Here is a 16,028-nt window from a genome sequence, read left to right on the forward strand (position 1 = left end):
GTTCAGACGATGCCTGCTGGTACAGGGGCGGCAGAATCACTCGCACAGCACACCCCGTGATACCCCGGAGAACAATAAGATGAGCACCCTGCACCGCATTGAAGCCAAGCTGCTGGAAGACCGTTACGCCCGTGGTTGGCACTGCCTGGGCCTGGCCGCGCACTACCGCGACGGCAAGGCCCACCGCCTGGACGTGTTTGGCACCCGCCTGGTGGCGTTCCAGGGTGAAGACGGCCAGCTGAACATTCTCGACGGCTTTTGCCCGCACATGGGCGCCGACCTGAGCACCGGCTGCATCGAAGGCAACTCGATCCGCTGCCCGTTCCACAGCTGGCGCTGGGGCGCCGATGGCGTGTGCGACGACATTCCCTACGCCAAGCGCATTCCACCACGGGCCAAGGTCAAGCGCTGGCCGATCATGGAAGAAAACCAGCTGCTGTTCGTCTGGAACGACCCGCAAGGCAACCCGCCGATTGCCGAGCAGGTGATCCCGCGCATCGACGCCTGCTTCAGTGACCAGTGGGCCGCCTGGGAAGTGGCCGAACTGCAGATCGACACCAACTGCCGCGAGCTGATCGACAACGTCGCCGACATGGCCCACTTCGGCACCGTGCATGGCGCGCCGGTGGCCGAGTTCAGCAACGTCTTCGCAGGCCACCTGGCCACCCAGGTCATGCGTGCGCGCAGCGAACGGCTGTCTGGCGACAGCGAGCTGAGCACGGTGGCCACCTACTTCGGCCCGGCCTACCAGATCACCGAAATGACCGGGGCGATGAACGGCCAGCCGATCCATTCGATCCTGCTCAACTGCCATGTGCCGATCGACCTCAACAGCTTCACCCTGCGCTACGGCGTGCTGGTGAAAAAGATCCCCGGCCTGAGCGAGGAGCAGAACCAGGCCATGGCCAAGGCCTACGTGCAGCAGGCCCAGGCGGCTTTCTACGAAGACGTGGCGATCTGGCACAGCAAGACCCGGGTCGACAATCCGCTGCTGTGCGACGGCGACGGCCCGGTGTACCAGCTGCGGCGCTGGTATGAGCAGTTCTATACCGACGTCGACCTGCTGCCTGCCGAAACCGCCGACAGCAAGCGTTTCGTGGTGCTTGACGGCGAGCGCGCCTGAGCCTTGCCGAGCGCTTTGGACAGGCGTGCGCTACGCCTGTCCGGATGCGTGTACGGAGCGTTGCGTGCACGCGTTAACGCCGACTATTCTCTGCCATCGCCAACGCTAATAATAAAAAATGGTAGTTCCCTATGCAGCCGTGCCTCACCCTCGAGTCATTCAGCGACTTGCTCGGTCACCTCTATCAAGGGCCGATGGAGAACATTCCCTGGGTCACCTTCCTCAACCAGCTCAACCTGCAGCTACAGAGCAAATACGTCACCTTCATTCTGCGCCCGCCCAGCGCCCACGTTGACGGCCTGATGGTCAACACCACCGGCAGTTCGAGCGAAACCACCGCCTCGTACAACAAGCACTTCTTCGCCCTCGACCCGTTCGTCGACCTGCCCAACCGCGAAGTGGTGACCCTCGCCAGCTACGTCTCCAACGACGAGCTGTTGCAATCGGAGTTCTACAAGAACTTTCTCGAGCCGGTGGACGTGTTCCATATCCTCGGGGCCGACATCAATACCGGCGACGGCGCCCAATGCCGCATCCGCATCAGCCGCGGGCGCGATGAGCAGGCCTTCGGCGACCAGGAAAAAGCCCTGCTGGCGCGCTTCATCCCGCACCTGGAACGCTCGATCAAACTGCACATGCAGCTCAACCGCATCGAGACCGAACGCAACCTCTACGCCGGCGCCGTCGACCAACTGGCGGTGGGCACCATCATCCTCGACGAAACCGGCAAGGTGCTGCAGACCAACCAGGTTGCCGAGCGGCTGATCCAGGAAAAGGACGGCATCAAGCTGGTCAACGACGGCTTGCAGGTCGGCACCGCACGCGACACCCAGGAGTTCCGCCGGCTGGTCAAGCAATCACTGCTGTCGCAAAAAAGCAGCAACCCCTCGGTGGTCGAGGCCATGCGCGTACAACGCCCGTCCGGGCGCGCCGACCTTGGCATCATCGTGCGCTCGGTGCCGCTGTCGACCTGGAGCGAAGGCAAGCAATGCCCGACCGTGGTGATCTTCATCAGCGACCCCGAGCAGCAATCCTCGGCGCCGCAGGAGATCGTCCGGGCGCTGTTCGATTTCACCCCGGCCGAAACCCAGCTGGCGATGCTGCTGGCCAACGGCCTGACCCTGGACGAAGCCTCGGAGGAACTGGGCATCAGCCGCAACACTTCGCGGGCGCACCTGCGTTCGACCTTTTCCAAGACCGGCGTGACCCGCCAGACCATGCTCGTGCGCTTGATCTTGCGCAGCGTGGCGACCCTCGGCTGAAGCACCCGCCCTCGTCCGCTTGGACGATGGCGGGTTGCCGGGCACAGCGCACAGTGCAGGTATCCACCCGCCGCCAGGGGCCTGCACATGCGCAACTGTCCGACCATCCTCAAGACCGAACTGCTGGCCCAAAGCAGTCATTTCCAGATCGAAGCCCTGCACCTGCAGTTCAGCAACGGCCAGCGGCGCATCTACGAACGCTTGCGCGGCACCGGCTACCGCTCGGTGATGCTGGTGGCGATGCCCGACCCCGAGCACGTGCTGCTGGTGCGCGAGTACGCGGTGGGCGTAGAGGGCACCATCCTCGGCCTGCCCAAGGGCGGTGCCGAGGCGCATGAAAGCTACCTGCAGGCGGCCCAGCGCGAGCTGTGCGAAGAAGTCGGCCTGAGGGCGGCGCGGCTGACCGAGCTGGGCGAACTGACCTTGGCGCCCGGGCATTTGTGTCATCGTTATCGGGTGGTGCTGGCCCAGGACCTGAGCCCCTGTGCTCTGCAAGGTGACGAGCCGGAGCCGCTGGAATGCATCAAGGTGCCGCTGGCGCAGATCCCGGCACGGGTAGCCAGTGGCGAGTTGCATGAGGCCCGGGCCATTGCCGCGTTGTTCATGGCCATGGGAGCCTGTGGGAGCGGGCTTGACCCGCGATGAGGCCGGTGCAGCCTGCGCAACAAGGCGTTATCTGAATTACGACCGCTGCGCGCTCGATCGCGGGTCGAGCCCGCTCCCACAGGAGTGCGCAGGACCCGCGATGAGGACTGCATTTCAGGTCGGCATCACCCCTCGCGCCCGCGACATTGTCAGGGCCAGGTCTTCGATCATGTCTTCCTGACCGCCCACCGTGCCGCGCCGCCCCAGCTCCACCAGCAGGTCGCGGGCAGCAATGCCGTACTTGAGCTCGGCACGCTTGGCAAACAGCAGGAACGAGCTGTACACCCCGGCATAGCCCAGGGTCAGGGCATCGCGGTCAAGGCGGATCGGTTGGTCCATCATCGGCACCACCAGGTCCTCGGCGACGTCCATGATCCGGTACAGGTCAACACCACTGTTCACGCCCATGCGCTCCAGCACGGCGACGAACACTTCCAGCGGCGTGTTGCCCGCCCCCGCCCCCAACCCGGCCACCGAGCCATCGATGCGCACGGCGCCAGCCTCGATGGCCGCCAGCGAGTTGGCAATCGCCATGCCCAGGTTGTGATGGCCATGAAAACCGACTTCGGTGCCGGCGCTTAAACCTGCCCGCAAAACGCCAATCTTATCGCTGACTTCAGTCGGCAGCATGTAGCCCGCCGAATCGGTGCAGTAGATGCAGTTGGCGCCGTAGCTTTCCATCAGCCGCGCCTGTTCCAGCAGCTTTTGCGCGCTGACCCTGTGCGCCATCATCAGAAAACCGACGGTATCCAGGCCCATCTTCGCCGCCATACCGATGTGCTGGCCGGATACATCCGCCTCGGTGCAGTGGGTCGCCACGCGGATGGTCGAGACACCATGCTCATGGGCCATTTTCAGGTGATCGAGGGTGCCGATCCCCGGCAGCAGCAAGGCCGATACCTTGGCCTGCTTGAGGGTGGGAATTACCGCGGCGAAGTATTCCTCATCGCTGTGGGCGGCAAAGCCGTAGTTCAGCGACGCGCCACCCAGGCCATCGCCATGGGTGATTTCAATCAGCGGCACGCCGGCGCCATCCAGGCCGCTGGCCACCGCGATCATCTGTTCCAGGCTGATCTGGTGACGCTTGGCGTGCATCCCGTCGCGCAGGCTCATGTCGTGCAGACGGACGCTTTTACCTTGCAGATTCATGGCAGTTCTCCACTCAACGGACGGGCAGTTGCAGGGTGCCCTTGTGGGCTTCTTCGGCAAACATCTCGGCGGTGCGCAAACCGGCAGCGGTCATGATGTCGAGGTTGCCGGCAGACTTGGGCAGGAAGTCGCCGAGGCCTTCGACCTCGATGAAGATCGACACCTTGCGGCCATCGAAAATCGGCCCGTTGATCAGGGTGTAGCCGGGCACGTAGCGCTGCACCTCCTTGACCATGCTCAACACCGAGGCGCGAATGGCCTCGCGGTCGGGCTCTTCGTCGGTCAGGCAGTGGATGGTGTCGCGCATCATTAGCGGCGGTTCGGCAGGGTTGATGACGATGATCGCCTTGCCGCGCCGGGCACCGCCGACCTGCTCGACGGCACCGGCAGTGGTGCGGGTGAATTCGTCGATGTTCTGCCGGGTGCCCGGGCCCACCGAGCCGGACGACACCGTGGCGACGATTTCGCCATAGGCCACCGACTGGATGCGCGACACCGCCGCGACCATGGGGATGGTCGCCTGGCCGCCGCAGGTGACCATGTTGACGTTCATCGCCAGGCTCGCCGCGTGCTGCTTGAGGTTGACCGGCGGCACGCAGAACGGGCCGATGGCCGCCGGCGTGAGGTCGACCATGATCACCCCCAACTCGTTGAGCTTGCGGCTGTTATGCGCATGCACATAGGCCGAGGTGGCATCGAAGGCGATGCGGATATCGTCGTCGAGGACATGTGGCAATAATCCGTCCAGGCCGTCGGCGGTGGTCTTCACCCCCAGCTCACGAGCGCGCTTGAGGCCTTCGGACTGCGGGTCGACGCCGACCATCCACACCGGCTCGATCCACTCGGAGCGGCACATTTTCATCAGCAAGTCGGTGCCGATGTTGCCCGGCCCGATAATCGCCGCTTTCAGTTTTTTGCTCATTCGCTTGAACCTCGCACGTCACGCACAGAACGACACCCGGGCGCTGCCCAGGCCGTCGATGGTCAGGGCAAACTGGTCGCCGGCCCGTGCAGGCTCCAGCGGCACCAGCGAGCCGGAAAGGATGATTTCCCCGGCCTTGAACGGGATGCCGAAGGCGCCCAGGGTGTTGGCCAGCCAGGCCACCGCGGTCAGCGGGTTGCCTTGCACCGCCGAGCCAAGGCCTTGGCTGATCAGCTCGCCGTTCTTGAACACCTGCATGCGCAGGTTCGGCAGGTCGAGCCGGCGCGGATCGACCTGGCTGTCGCCGAGCACGAACACCCCGCAGGAAGCGTTGTCGGCGACGGTGTCCTGGATGCGGATGCGCCAGTCCTGGATGCGCGAATCGACAATCTCGAAACACGGCATCACGTACTCGGTGGCGGCCAGCACATCGGCCTCGGTGACGCCGGGGCCGACCAGGTCATGCTTGAGCTTGAAGGCGATCTCGCCTTCGGCGCGCGGCTGGATCAGGCGGTTGGCGCCGAGGGAAATCTGCGCGCCATCGGCAAAGGCCATCTGCTCGGTGATAAAACCGAAATCCGGCTGGTGCACATTAAGCATGCGCTGCACCGCCGCCGAGGTGACGCCGATCTTTTTGCCGACGATGCGGTCACCCGCCGCCACCCGCCGCTCGATGCTGTAGAGCGAAATATGGTAGGCATCCTCGATGCTGATGGTCTCCCAGCGCTCGCTCAAGGGGGCCAGGGTGCTGGCGCTGCACAGGGCCTGGTACAGCTCTTCGCCATACTGGCGACGCAATTGCTCGCTCATGCCCGTGCCTCCCCAAGGAACGCCAGGCATTCACGGTTGAACAGCTCGCGGTGCTCGACCATCACCCAGTGTCCGCATTCGCTGAGCAGCACAAAGCGGATCCGCCTGCAGGCTGCAAGCAGGGTCTGCGCGCCGGAGGCCGGGCAGAACTTGTCGTTGATCCCCCAAAAACCAAGAATCGGGCACTGCAGTTCAGGCAAGCGTGAGGTCAGGTTCGGCACCTGCATGCTGGTCAGCACGCAGGCCGGTTGCTGGCCCACCACTGCCACGCGTTCGGCCACGGTTTCATCGCTGATCAGCGCCGGGTCGAACAACTGCAGGCTGAGCAGGCGGCGCATGCCGGCGGCATCGTTGAGATCGCCGTTGGCAAAGGCCGCGCCCATCTTCTGGATGCCTTCCATTTGCAGGTAGTACTGCTCCTTGTCCATCAGCCCGCCAGGGGCCATCAGCACCAGGCGGCTGACCCGCCCAGGCTGGTCCAGCGCCAGCTTGATGGCAATGGCGCCACCCAGGGAATTGCCGACCAGCACGCAGCGCTGGATATCCAGGGCATCGAGCAGGCCGCTGAGGGCGCTGACGAAAAAGTCCAGGCTGTAGACCGTTTGCGGCTTGCTCGAAGCGCCGTAGCCGGGCAGGTCGGGGACGATCACCCGGTAGCCGGCCGCGGCGAATGCCGGGTAGTTCTGTTTGAAGTTGCTGTGCCCGCTGGCACCCGGGCCGCTGCCGTGGATGAACACCACCGCCTCGCCCGTGCCAACGTCCTGGTAATGCAGCTGCAGACCATCGGCCAGCGTTACCACGTGCCCTTGCGCGGATGCGCCCATGAGGTGTCCTCCCGGCTTGTTGTTGTACCGGGATTATTCAGAGCGGCCAGGGCGCCAACATCGTCCGTCAGGACTACTAGTCCCTTCGGACGTTGGCCCCTGCCCGTGCGCTGCCTAGCATCGAGCTCATTACAGTGGCGAACACGAGGCAGGCATGCACGACCCTATGGATTTTCGCGGCAAGGTGGTACTGGTGACCGGTGGTGGCAAGGGTGTGGGCCGCGGCATCAGCCGGCGCTTTCTTGAATGCGGCGCCGAGGTGGTGATCTGCGGGCGCCAGGCGCCTGCGACACTGCCGGCCAGCGGCGGGCGCGAGGCGCTGTTCCTGGCCTGCGATGTGCGTGACATCGAGCAGGCCCAGCAGATGATGACGGCTATAGTCGAGCGCTTCGGGCGCCTCGATGTACTGGTCAACAACGCCGGCGGCGCGCCCTATGCCGAAGCCGCCAGCGCCTCGCCGCGCTTCAGCGAATCGATCATCCGCCTCAACCTGCTGGCGCCGCTGAACCTCAGCCAGCTGGCCAACCGCATCATGCAGGCCCAGGCCGAGGGCGGCAGCATCATCAACATCTGCAGCGTCAGCGCCACCCGCCCTTCCCCCGGCACCGCCGCCTACGGCGCGGCCAAGGCCGGCTTGCTCAACCTGAGCCGCTCGCTGGCGGTGGAGTGGGCACCCAAGGTTCGGGTCAACGCTGTCACCGCCGGGCTGATCCTCACCGAGCAGGCGGCCCTGCACTATGGCGATGAAAGCGACCTGGCCGAGGTGGCCGCGACCATCCCCCTGCAACGCCTGGCCAGCCCCGAAGACATTGGCGACAGTTGCCTGTACCTGGCCTCATCGCTGGCCCGTTATGTCAGTGGCGCCGACATTGCCGTGCATGGCGGTGGCGAGCGCCCGGCGTTCCTCGACGCGGCAAAATCGCCGTAAGCGCTCCCCCTGCGCAAGGCCACACCCTGGCGGGTGTGAGCCTTGCTTGCGCGCTATTGCGGCTCGCGCACGCTGAGGTTGACCTCGCTCCAGTAGGCTTGCATGGTCTGGATCCGGCCGTGTTCATCAAAACGGTTCATTCTCAAGCCACCTCGAACAATGCAGCGGCACCCATGCCGCCGCCAATACACATGCTCACCACCACGTAACGTACGCCGCGTCGCTTGCCCTCGATCAAGGCGTGGCCAACCATGCGCGCCCCCGACATGCCGAACGGGTGACCGATGGCAATCGCCCCGCCATTGACGTTCAGGCGCTGGTTGTCGATGCCTAAGGTATCGCGGCAGTACAGGACCTGGCTGGCGAAGGCTTCGTTGAGTTCCCACAGGCCGATGTCCTCGACTTTCAGGCCGTGGCGCTTGAGCAGTTTGGGAATCGCGTAGACCGGGCCGATGCCCATCTCGTCGGCATTGCAACCGGCCACTGCCAGGCCGCGATAGATGCCCAGCGGCGCCAGGCCGCGCTGCTCGGCGAGCTTGGCACTCATCAATACCGAGGCCGAAGCGCCGTCAGACAGCTGCGAGGCGTTACCGGCGGTAATGAAGCGCCCGGCCTCGGTCCACTGCCCGCCCTGCCATACCGGCTCCAGTGCAGCGAGGCTGGCCAGGCTGGTGTCGGCGCGATTGCATTCGTCGTGCAGCAAGGTCACGGTCTCGTAACGGGTCTCGCCGCTGGCCTTGTCGATGATCGCCTTGCGCGTGCTCAGCGGCGTCAGCTCCAGGTCGAACAGGCCCGCGGCTTGTGCCTGGGCAGTGCGCAACTGGCTTTGCAGGGCATAGGCATCCTGCTCGTGGCGCGTCACGCCATAGCGCTGGGCGACGATCTCGCCGGTTTCGATCATCGGGATATAGGCCTGCGGGTCGCGCTCAAGCACGGCGCCGGACTGGTTGCGGTAGAGGTTCTTGTGCTTGTTCTGCACCAGCGAGATCGACTCCAGGCCGCCGGCGACGGCGATGTCGATTTCGTTGCAGATAATGCCCTTGGCCGCCAGGGCAATGCTCATCAGCCCCGAGGCGCATTGGCGCTCCACGGCCATTCCGGCTACCGACGGCGGCAGGCCGCCGGCAATCGCACACAAGCGCCCGAGGTTGTAGGCCTGGGTGCCCTGCTGGGCGGCGGCGCCGATGATCACATCGTCGACCTGCCCGGCCTCGATCCCCGCGCGCCGCACGGCCTCGCGCACCACATGGCCGCCGAGGGCCGGCGCTTCGGTGTCGTTGAAGGCACCGCGAAAGGCCTTGCCGATCGGCGTGCGCGCGGTTGAAACAATAACGGCTTCATTCATGTTCACATGCTCCGATGCCTGGACTCAGGCGGGGTAATAACGGCTGATGGTGTCGACCACACAACCCGGGCGCTGCTGGCCCTCGATCTCGACGCTGACGCGGATCAGCGCCTGCACACCGCCTTTGACCTGCTCGGCGCTGATCAGCTGGGCGTGGCCGCGCACCCGCGAACCCACCGGCACCACGCTGGGAAACCGCACGCGCTCGCAGCCGTAGTTGACGCCCATGGCGATGCCGCGCACCTCGACGATCTGCGGCAGGAACAGGTTGACCAGCGCCAGGCTCAGGTAACCGTGGGCGATGCAGGCCCCAAACGGGCCGCTGGCGGCGCGTTGCGGGTCGACATGAATCCACTGGTGATCGCCACTGGCCTCGGCGAACAGGTCGATGCGCGCCTGGTCAATGAGCAGCCAGTCGCTGACCCCCAGGACTTCACCGACGGCGTCTTGCAGCGCGTGCGGGGTGTCGAATAGGCGCGTCATGCTCAGGCCCTCTGGCTGGAAACCGACAGCACTTCGCCGGTCATGTACGAGCTGTAGTCGCTGGCCAGGAACATCATCACGTTGGCCACCTCCCAGACTTCGGCGGCGCGGCCGAAGGCTTCGTTGGCCGCCAGTTGCTCGAGCACTGCCTGGGGCGCCGAGCGGGCGAGAAAATCATGCAGGGCAATGCTCGGGCTGACCGCATTGATGCGGATGCCGTGACTGGCCGCCTCGACCGCCGCACAACGGGTCAGGGCCATGACCCCGGCCTTGGCTGCGGCGTAGTGCGACTGCTCCTTCTGGGCCCGCCAGCCAAGCACCGAGGCGTTGTTGACGATCACCCCGGCGCGCCGGGCCATCATCTTCGGCAGCATGGCACGAGTCATACGCATGGTGCCGGTGAGGGTAACGTCGAGGACCCGCTGCCATTCTTCGTCGGGCATTTCCACCAGCGCCCGCGAGCCACCGAGGCCGGCGTTGTTGATCAGCACGTCGACGCCGTGCAGGTCGCGCTCGGCGCAGCTCACCAGGTGCTGCACCTGGGCTTCGTCGGTGACGTTGCAGAGCACGCCGAAGACCTCGGCAAGCCCGGTGGCCTCGCGAATCTTTGCCACGGCTTCAAACAGCCGGCCTTGGTGGATATCACTGATCATCAGGGCCCGGCAGCCCTCTTCGGCGGCGCGCAAGGCGGCGGAAAAACCGATCCCGGAACCTGCCGCCGCAGTGATCAGCACGGACTTGCCGCGCAACAGGCCATGGCCCGCTACATAGTTGGGGGTGGACATCGACTAACTCCTTGGGTCAGGGACGCAGGCGCGGTTCTTTGGGCATGCCCAGGGCGCGCTCGGCGATGATGTTGCGCTGGATCTCGTTGCTGCCGCCGTACAGGGTGTCGGCGCGGCTGAACAGGTACAGCGATTGCAGTCGGGTCAGCTGATAGGGCGCGGCCTCGAGCAGTTCGGCGTCGGGGCCGAGCACGTCCATGGCCAGCTTGCCGAGGTTGGCGTGCCAGCTGGACCAGAACAGCTTGTAGATGGTCGCCTCCTTGCGCAGCGCGCCGTCCTGGGCGCCGGAGAGCATGCGCAGCGAGTTGAAGCGCATGATCCGCAAGCCGCACCAGGCTTCGGCCAGGCGCTGGCGCAGCAGCGGGTCGCGGGCTGCGCCGTTGGCCTTGGCGATGGCGATGATCTCGTTCAGTTCGTTGGCAAACTGCATCTGCTGGCCGAGGGTCGAAACCCCGCGCTCAAAACCGAGCAAGGCCATGGCGATCTTCCAGCCGTCGCCAGGCGACCCGATGAGGTTGGCGGCGTCGGTGCGGGCGTTGTCGAAGAACACTTCGTTGAATTCCGAAGTGCCGGTCATCTGCTCGATCGGCCGCACGCTGATGCCGGCCTGGGCCATCGGCACCAGCAGGAACGACAGGCCGCGATGGCCGACGCTGCCAGGCTCGGTACGGGCGATCACAAAGCACCAGTCCGACTCATGGGCCAGCGAAGTCCAGACCTTCTGGCCGTTGATCACCCAGCTGCCGCCCTCAAGGCTGGCGCGGGTCTTGACGTTGGCAAGGTCAGAGCCTGCGCCCGGTTCCGAGTAGCCCTGGCACCAGAACTGCGTGCCGCTGACGATAGCGGGCAGCAGGCGGCGCTTTTGCTCGTCGTTGCCGAAGGCGGCGATGGTCGGCCCGGCCAGGCCTTCGCCGATATGGCCCATGCGCCCGGGGCCGCCAGCACGGGCGTATTCTTCGTGGAAGATCACCTGCTGGCTGATCGACAGGCCCCGGCCACCATGCTCCGGCGCCCAGCCGACGCAAGTCCAGCGGCCCTCGGCCAGCTTGCGCTCCCAGGCTTTGCGCTGCTGCGGGAACATGTGCTCATCACCCGGGCCGCCGCGAAAACGCAGGGGCTCGAACTCGCCGCAGAGGTTGGCGGCCAGCCAGCCGGCGACCTCCTGGCGAAACTGCTCGTCCTGTTCACTGAAACTGAGCTTCATGGCTGCTCTCCGATGATCAGCGTGGCGATCTGCTGCAGATGCCAGGCCGGCGCGCCGAGGTAGCTCTCGCTGGCGCGGGCACGCTTGAAATACAGGTGCGGGTCGTATTCCCAGGTAAAGCCGACGCCGCCATGCAGCTGGATCGACTCCGCCGCACAGTGAAAATAGCTGTGCGAGCACTGCGCCTTGGCCAGGGCGGCGGCCAGCGGCAGCTCGGCGGCCACCTGCGGGTCGCCGTCGGGGTCGAGCACTTCCTGGGCGACACAGGCGGCGTAGTAGCTGGCCGAGCGCGCGCATTCGACCTGCAGCATCATGTCGGCGGCGCGGTGCTTGAGCGCCTGGAAGCTGGCGATCGGGCGGCCGAACTGCTGGCGCTCCTGCATGTAGGCGACGCTCAGGTCGAGCACCTGCTGGGCGCCGCCGACCTGCTCGGCGGCAAGCCCGATGCAGGCCAGTTGCAGCACCTTGTGCAAGGTCGGCCAGGCGTTGCCGACCTCGCCCAGCAGCGCCTCGGGGCCCAGGTACACGCGGTTGAACTCAAGGCGCGCCAGGCGTCGGGTCTGGTCCATGGTCGGCAGCCACTGGCGCTCGATACCGTCACGGTCGGCCTCGACGGCGAACAGGCTGATGCCAGATTCACCGCTGCTGCCGGGCGTGCGCGCGGCGACGATCAACAGCCCGGCGCTGTCGCCATCGATCACCTGGCCGAACAGGCCATCGACGACAAAACCCTGGCCTTCGGCGCTGGCGCTGGCCTGGATATCCTCCGCGGCCCAGCCGCTGCCGCGGGTGAAGGCCAGGGTGGCGGTAAGACGGCCCTCGGCGATGGGCGCAAGCCAGGTGTTTTTCTGCGCCTGGTTGCCGGCCAGCAGCAAAGCGGGTGTGGCCAGGCAGGCGGTGGCGAAAAACGGCGAACAGAACAGCCGCCGGCCCATCTGTTCGAGCAGGATGTTCAGCTCGACAAAGCCCAGGCCCAGGCCGCCGTAGGCTTCGGGGATGTGGATCGCCGGCCAGTACATCTCGGTGCACAGGCGCTGCCAGAGTGCCGGGTCATAGCCTTTGTCGCTGACCATGGCTGCGCGCACGGCGGCGCAATGGGAGACATCGGCGAGAAAGCCCTCGGCCGAAGTACGGATCATTTCCTGTTCGTCGCTGAATGCAAATTCCATCGCGGCGCCTTTTACTCGTCTGGCGGAAGTACCGGCGAGTGTGGCCAGATGCGCGGGCGGCAGAATCGTTTGCCTCGCCTAGTCCGGATGGCCGATGCGCCTGGGGTGCGGCCGATCGCGGGTCAAGTCGGGTCGCCGCACCGCCGCTCCCACAGGATTGGCAGTGCCTTCAAGACGGGTAACGCAAAAAAGCCGCGCCACCCTCACGGATGGCGCGGCCCGCCTAAGCGGCGCACAACCTCAATCAACTGCCATAGACTTTCTGCGCCGGCAGCGCCTCGGCCAGCAGTTGCTGCACTGCCGCACCCACCTCAGCCAGCGCCCAGCGGCCCTGGTTGTCCACCTGGGGCCCGCGCCGCCAGCCGTCGGCAATCGACAACTTGCCGCCCTCGACTTCGAACATCTGCCCGGTCACCGCCTGGGACGCCGCCGACCCCAACCACACCACCAGCGGCGCGACGTTCTCCGGAGCAAAGTAGTCAAAGCCCTGCTCCGGGCGCTTCATCACCTCGGCAAACACCGCTTCGGTCATGCCGGTACGCGCCGCCGGGGCCAGGGCGTTGGCGGTAATGCCGTAGCGACCAAGCTCCGCCGCCTGCACCAGGGTCAGCGAGGCGATCCCGCCCTTGGCCGCGGCATAGTTGGCCTGGCCAATCGAGCCCTGCAAACCGGCGCCGGAGCTGGTGTTGATGATCCGCGCAGTGAGCCTGGCGCCGCCCTTGGCCTGCTCGCGCCAATAGCGCACGGCATGGCTGGCCAGGCAGAAGTGGCCCTTGAGGTGCACGGCCATCACCGCATCCCAGTCGGCCTCGGTGAGGCTGGCGAACATGCGGTCGCGGCAGATGCCGGCGTTGTTGACCAGCACGTCCAGGCCGCCAAAAGTCTCGATGGCCTGGCGCACGATCAGCCTGGCGTCGTCATAGCGGGTGATGTCGTCGCTGTTGGCCACGGCCACGCCGCCTGCCGCCTGGATCTGTTCGACCACGGCCTGGGCCGCATCGCGGTTGATGTCGTTGACCAGCACTTTCGCGCCTTCGCTGGCAAAGGCCTGGGCATAGGCGCGGCCGAGCCCGCCGCCGGCGCCGGTGATGATCACTACGCGGTTCTCGCAGCTGTGCATTGTCGCTCTCCCCTGTGTGGTTGCTGGCGCCTAGAGGCGCTCGATAATGGTTACGTTGGCCTGGCCGCCGCCTTCGCATATGGTCTGCAGGCCATAGCGCCCGCCACTGCGCTCCAGCTCATGGAGCAGGCTGCACATCAGCCGCGTGCCGGTGGCGCCCAGCGGGTGGCCAAGGGCGATGGCGCCGCCGTTGACGTTGGTCTGCGCATGGGGGTAGCCGGTCTCCTTGAGCCAGGCCATGGCCACCGAAGCAAAGGCTTCGTTGATTTCCACCCGGTCGATGTCAGCCAGGGTCATGCCGGCACGCTTGAGCGCATGGGCAGTGGCCGGGATCGGTGCGGTGAGCATCCATACCGGGTCGTCGCCGCGCACGCTGAGGTGATGGATGCGCGCCCGCGGCGTCAGGCCGTAGCGCTTCAAGGCCGCCTCCGAGACGATCAGCAGCGCACTGGCGGCGTCGCAGGTCTGGCTCGACACCGCCGCCGTGACCCGCTCGCAGCCAAACAGGTATTCCAGCTCGGCCATTTTCGCCAGGCTGGTGTGGCGCGGGGTTTCGTCGTGCTCGACCCCTGCCAGCGGCACGATCTCGCGCTCGAAGTACCCCTGTTCGATGGCATGCAGGGCCCGCCGATGGGACTCCAGCGCATAGGCTTCCAGCTCGGCGCGGCTCAGCCGCCAGTGTTCGGCAATCATCTGCGCCGCGCGAAACTGGGTCGGTGGCTGCGCGCCGTAGCGCCGCACCCAGCCTGTCGAGCCGCTGAACGGGTCGCTAAAGCCCAGGGGTTCGGCGACGGTCATGGCCGAGGAAATCGGGATCTGGGTCATGGTTTGCACGCCACCGGCGATCACCACGTCCTGGGTGCCGCTCATCACCGCCTGCGCGGCAAAGTGCACGGCCTGCTGGGACGAGCCGCACTGGCGGTCGATGGTGGTGCCGGGCACCACTTGCGAAAGGCCCGCCGCCAGCCAGCTGGTACGGGCGATGTCGCCGGCCAGCGGGCCGATGGTGTCGACGCAGCCGAAGATCACGTCGTCGTAGTCGTCTTCGGGAATGCCGTTGCGCTCGACCAGCGCGCGCAGCACATGGGCGCCCAGGTCGGCGGCGTGGATCTGGCTCAGGCCGCCCTTGCGCCGCCCGGTGGGGGTGCGCAGGGCGTCGACGATATAGGCTTCAGGCATGCTCTACCTCAACAGGAAACAGGATCAGAAGGTGCTGCCGGCGCCAATCGCCAGGCCGCTTTCGAACAGCGCGGTACGCACCCGCGCCTTGTGCAGGCCGCGGTCGCCCCAGCATTTGTCCAGGGCCCAGGCACGCTTCATGAACAGCTGCAGGTCGACCTCCCAGGTGTAACCCATGGCGCCATGCACCTGAATGGCGTTCTTCGCCGCCAGCGCCGCTGCTTCGGCGCAGGCAAGCTTGGCGTGCGACACTTGCACGGCCTGGCCCGGCAGGTTGTGGGCGACGGCATGGGCGGCGCGGTACAGCGGGCCCTTGGCGAATTCGATGTGCACCGCGACGTTGGCCATCAGGTGCTTGACCGCCTGGAACGAGCCCACCGGCTTGCCGAACTGCTTGCGCTCGAAGCTGTAGTCCACCGCCAGGTCGACCATGCGCTTGGCCAGCCCCAGCAGTTGCGCAGCATTGCCCAGGGCGCCGCGGTTGAAGGCATCAGCCCACAGCTGCCGCCCTTGCTCAGCGCTGGCAACACAAGTAGACGCACTCGGCGTCCACTGCACCTGGAACAACTGGCGGCTGGGGTCGACCGACACATTGCGGGTCAGGCTGACTGCGCTGCGCTCCACGGCATGCACCTCGTCGCCATGGGCCAGCAACAGCAGCCCGGCCACATGCGCATCGCTGACCAGCGGGTTGCCCGGCTCGGCCACCGCCAGGCGCGCCTGGCCCTCGGCAACCTGCGCCAGCCAATGCTGGCGGCGCGGCGCGTCGACACCCGCGAGCAGCGGCACGCCCACCAGCATGGTCTCGACCAGCGGTTCGGGCAGCCCGGCGTAACCGCACTCCTGGGCCAGGAGGATGAAATCCAGCGCGTTCATGCCCATGCCACCGCAGGTTTGCGGCACGGTGATGGCGCTCAGGCCCAGGTCTACCAGTTGCCCCCACAGCGCATCACAGCGCCCGCTGTCGCTTTGGCACAGTTCACGCAGGCGTTCCGGGGGCACTTCGTTGAGCAAAAAACTGCGCACGTTGTCCTGGAACAGCAATTGATCGCTGCTGAAACTAAAGTCCATGGTCTGCTC

The 16,028-nt window shown here is 66.0% G+C and carries 16 protein-coding genes; 4 read left to right on the forward strand and 12 right to left on the reverse strand.

Annotation, left to right across the window (positions count from 1 at the left end):
• The first annotated feature begins 79 nt into the window (after positions 1–79).
• From BLR26_RS20015 to nudE, 3 genes are all read left to right on the forward strand, one after another.
• A complete protein-coding gene (locus tag BLR26_RS20015; RefSeq protein ID WP_045201577.1) occupies positions 80–1,123 on the forward strand; it encodes a 3-ketosteroid-9-alpha-monooxygenase, oxygenase component in 1,044 nt (347 codons plus the stop codon).
• Between the two features lie 131 nt (positions 1,124–1,254).
• Positions 1,255–2,385: a helix-turn-helix transcriptional regulator gene (locus tag BLR26_RS20020; RefSeq protein ID WP_093384727.1), complete on the forward strand. Its 1,131-nt coding sequence runs from the start codon at positions 1,255–1,257 to the stop codon at positions 2,383–2,385.
• An 87-nt stretch (positions 2,386–2,472) separates the two neighbouring features.
• Positions 2,473–3,030: an ADP compounds hydrolase NudE gene (gene nudE / locus BLR26_RS20025; RefSeq protein WP_093384731.1), complete on the forward strand. Its 558-nt coding sequence runs from the start codon at positions 2,473–2,475 to the stop codon at positions 3,028–3,030.
• A 114-nt stretch (positions 3,031–3,144) separates the two neighbouring features.
• Here the strand turns inward: nudE and dmpG are convergent, their stop codons facing one another.
• The 4 genes from dmpG to BLR26_RS20045 are packed head-to-tail and all read right to left on the reverse strand — an operon-like array spanning position 3,145 to position 6,735.
• Positions 3,145–4,179, reverse strand: coding sequence for a 4-hydroxy-2-oxovalerate aldolase (dmpG, locus tag BLR26_RS20030; RefSeq protein WP_093384735.1), 1,035 nt, complete (start codon positions 4,177–4,179; stop codon positions 3,145–3,147).
• Positions 4,180–4,192: 13 nt separating this feature from the next.
• Complete coding sequence (locus tag BLR26_RS20035; RefSeq protein ID WP_093384739.1) at positions 4,193–5,101, reverse strand: acetaldehyde dehydrogenase (acetylating); 909 nt, start codon at positions 5,099–5,101, stop codon at positions 4,193–4,195.
• 18 nt (positions 5,102–5,119) lie between these two features.
• Positions 5,120–5,911, reverse strand: a complete 792-nt coding sequence (locus tag BLR26_RS20040) for a fumarylacetoacetate hydrolase family protein (RefSeq protein WP_045201588.1) — start codon at positions 5,909–5,911, stop codon at positions 5,120–5,122.
• Positions 5,908–6,735: an alpha/beta fold hydrolase gene (locus tag BLR26_RS20045; protein ID WP_093384743.1), complete on the reverse strand. Its 828-nt coding sequence runs from the start codon at positions 6,733–6,735 to the stop codon at positions 5,908–5,910. The genes BLR26_RS20040 and BLR26_RS20045 overlap by 4 nt, the downstream gene beginning before the upstream one ends.
• 154 nt (positions 6,736–6,889) lie before the next feature.
• On the opposite strand from BLR26_RS20045, the gene BLR26_RS20050 reads away from it, so the two are divergent.
• Positions 6,890–7,663 carry an SDR family oxidoreductase gene (locus BLR26_RS20050; protein ID WP_045201592.1) on the forward strand — a complete coding sequence of 258 codons (774 nt, stop codon included), beginning with the start codon at positions 6,890–6,892 and terminating at the stop codon, positions 7,661–7,663.
• Positions 7,664–7,805: 142 nt separating this feature from the next.
• On the opposite strand, the gene BLR26_RS20055 is transcribed toward BLR26_RS20050, so the two are convergent.
• The 8 genes from BLR26_RS20055 to BLR26_RS20090 all read right to left on the reverse strand — a co-directional run bounded on the left by BLR26_RS20055 (position 7,806) and on the right by BLR26_RS20090 (position 16,019).
• Positions 7,806–9,008, reverse strand: coding sequence for an acetyl-CoA C-acyltransferase (locus tag BLR26_RS20055; protein WP_093384747.1), 1,203 nt, complete (start codon positions 9,006–9,008; stop codon positions 7,806–7,808).
• Between the two features lie 24 nt (positions 9,009–9,032).
• Positions 9,033–9,491, reverse strand: coding sequence for a MaoC family dehydratase (locus BLR26_RS20060; protein ID WP_093384752.1), 459 nt, complete (start codon positions 9,489–9,491; stop codon positions 9,033–9,035).
• A gap of 2 nt (positions 9,492–9,493) precedes the next feature.
• On the reverse strand, positions 9,494–10,276 hold the full coding sequence (locus BLR26_RS20065) for an SDR family oxidoreductase (RefSeq protein WP_093384756.1): 783 nt from the start codon (positions 10,274–10,276) through the stop codon (positions 9,494–9,496).
• A gap of 16 nt (positions 10,277–10,292) precedes the next feature.
• Positions 10,293–11,480 carry an acyl-CoA dehydrogenase family protein gene (locus BLR26_RS20070; RefSeq protein WP_093384760.1) on the reverse strand — a complete coding sequence of 396 codons (1,188 nt, stop codon included), beginning with the start codon at positions 11,478–11,480 and terminating at the stop codon, positions 10,293–10,295.
• Positions 11,477–12,649 carry an acyl-CoA dehydrogenase family protein gene (locus BLR26_RS20075; protein WP_093384764.1) on the reverse strand — a complete coding sequence of 391 codons (1,173 nt, stop codon included), beginning with the start codon at positions 12,647–12,649 and terminating at the stop codon, positions 11,477–11,479. The genes BLR26_RS20070 and BLR26_RS20075 overlap by 4 nt, the downstream gene beginning before the upstream one ends.
• Positions 12,650–12,893: 244 nt before the next feature.
• A complete protein-coding gene (locus BLR26_RS20080) occupies positions 12,894–13,769 on the reverse strand; it encodes an SDR family oxidoreductase (RefSeq protein WP_093384768.1) in 876 nt (291 codons plus the stop codon).
• A 30-nt stretch (positions 13,770–13,799) separates the two neighbouring features.
• Positions 13,800–14,948 (reverse strand): acetyl-CoA C-acetyltransferase, encoded by a 1,149-nt coding sequence (locus BLR26_RS20085; RefSeq protein WP_093384772.1) that lies wholly within the window; start codon positions 14,946–14,948, stop codon positions 13,800–13,802.
• Between the two features lie 24 nt (positions 14,949–14,972).
• Positions 14,973–16,019, reverse strand: coding sequence for an acyl-CoA dehydrogenase family protein (locus BLR26_RS20090; protein ID WP_093384776.1), 1,047 nt, complete (start codon positions 16,017–16,019; stop codon positions 14,973–14,975).
• Between the last annotated feature and the right edge of the window lie 9 nt (positions 16,020–16,028).

The sequence above is a fragment of the Pseudomonas sp. UC 17F4 genome, assembly GCF_900101695.1.
GTDB lineage: Bacteria > Pseudomonadota > Gammaproteobacteria > Pseudomonadales > Pseudomonadaceae > Aquipseudomonas.

Excerpts from the sequence above, each read along its gene's own strand:
- BLR26_RS20015 (WP_045201577.1), top strand. The coding sequence starts at position 80 with ATGAGCACCCTGCACCGCATTGAAGCCAAGCTGCTGGAAGACCGTTAC.
- BLR26_RS20020 (WP_093384727.1), top strand. The coding sequence starts at position 1,255 with ATGCAGCCGTGCCTCACCCTCGAGTCATTCAGCGACTTGCTCGGTCAC.
- nudE (WP_093384731.1), top strand. The coding sequence starts at position 2,473 with ATGCGCAACTGTCCGACCATCCTCAAGACCGAACTGCTGGCCCAAAGC.
- dmpG (WP_093384735.1), bottom strand. The coding sequence starts at position 4,179 with ATGAATCTGCAAGGTAAAAGCGTCCGTCTGCACGACATGAGCCTGCGC.
- BLR26_RS20035 (WP_093384739.1), bottom strand. The coding sequence starts at position 5,101 with ATGAGCAAAAAACTGAAAGCGGCGATTATCGGGCCGGGCAACATCGGC.
- BLR26_RS20040 (WP_045201588.1), bottom strand. The coding sequence starts at position 5,911 with ATGAGCGAGCAATTGCGTCGCCAGTATGGCGAAGAGCTGTACCAGGCC.
- BLR26_RS20045 (WP_093384743.1), bottom strand. The coding sequence starts at position 6,735 with ATGGGCGCATCCGCGCAAGGGCACGTGGTAACGCTGGCCGATGGTCTG.
- BLR26_RS20050 (WP_045201592.1), top strand. The coding sequence starts at position 6,890 with ATGCACGACCCTATGGATTTTCGCGGCAAGGTGGTACTGGTGACCGGT.
- BLR26_RS20055 (WP_093384747.1), bottom strand. The coding sequence starts at position 9,008 with ATGAATGAAGCCGTTATTGTTTCAACCGCGCGCACGCCGATCGGCAAG.
- BLR26_RS20060 (WP_093384752.1), bottom strand. The coding sequence starts at position 9,491 with ATGACGCGCCTATTCGACACCCCGCACGCGCTGCAAGACGCCGTCGGT.
- BLR26_RS20065 (WP_093384756.1), bottom strand. The coding sequence starts at position 10,276 with ATGTCCACCCCCAACTATGTAGCGGGCCATGGCCTGTTGCGCGGCAAG.
- BLR26_RS20070 (WP_093384760.1), bottom strand. The coding sequence starts at position 11,480 with ATGAAGCTCAGTTTCAGTGAACAGGACGAGCAGTTTCGCCAGGAGGTC.
- BLR26_RS20075 (WP_093384764.1), bottom strand. The coding sequence starts at position 12,649 with ATGGAATTTGCATTCAGCGACGAACAGGAAATGATCCGTACTTCGGCC.
- BLR26_RS20080 (WP_093384768.1), bottom strand. The coding sequence starts at position 13,769 with ATGCACAGCTGCGAGAACCGCGTAGTGATCATCACCGGCGCCGGCGGC.
- BLR26_RS20085 (WP_093384772.1), bottom strand. The coding sequence starts at position 14,948 with ATGCCTGAAGCCTATATCGTCGACGCCCTGCGCACCCCCACCGGGCGG.
- BLR26_RS20090 (WP_093384776.1), bottom strand. The coding sequence starts at position 16,019 with ATGGACTTTAGTTTCAGCAGCGATCAATTGCTGTTCCAGGACAACGTG.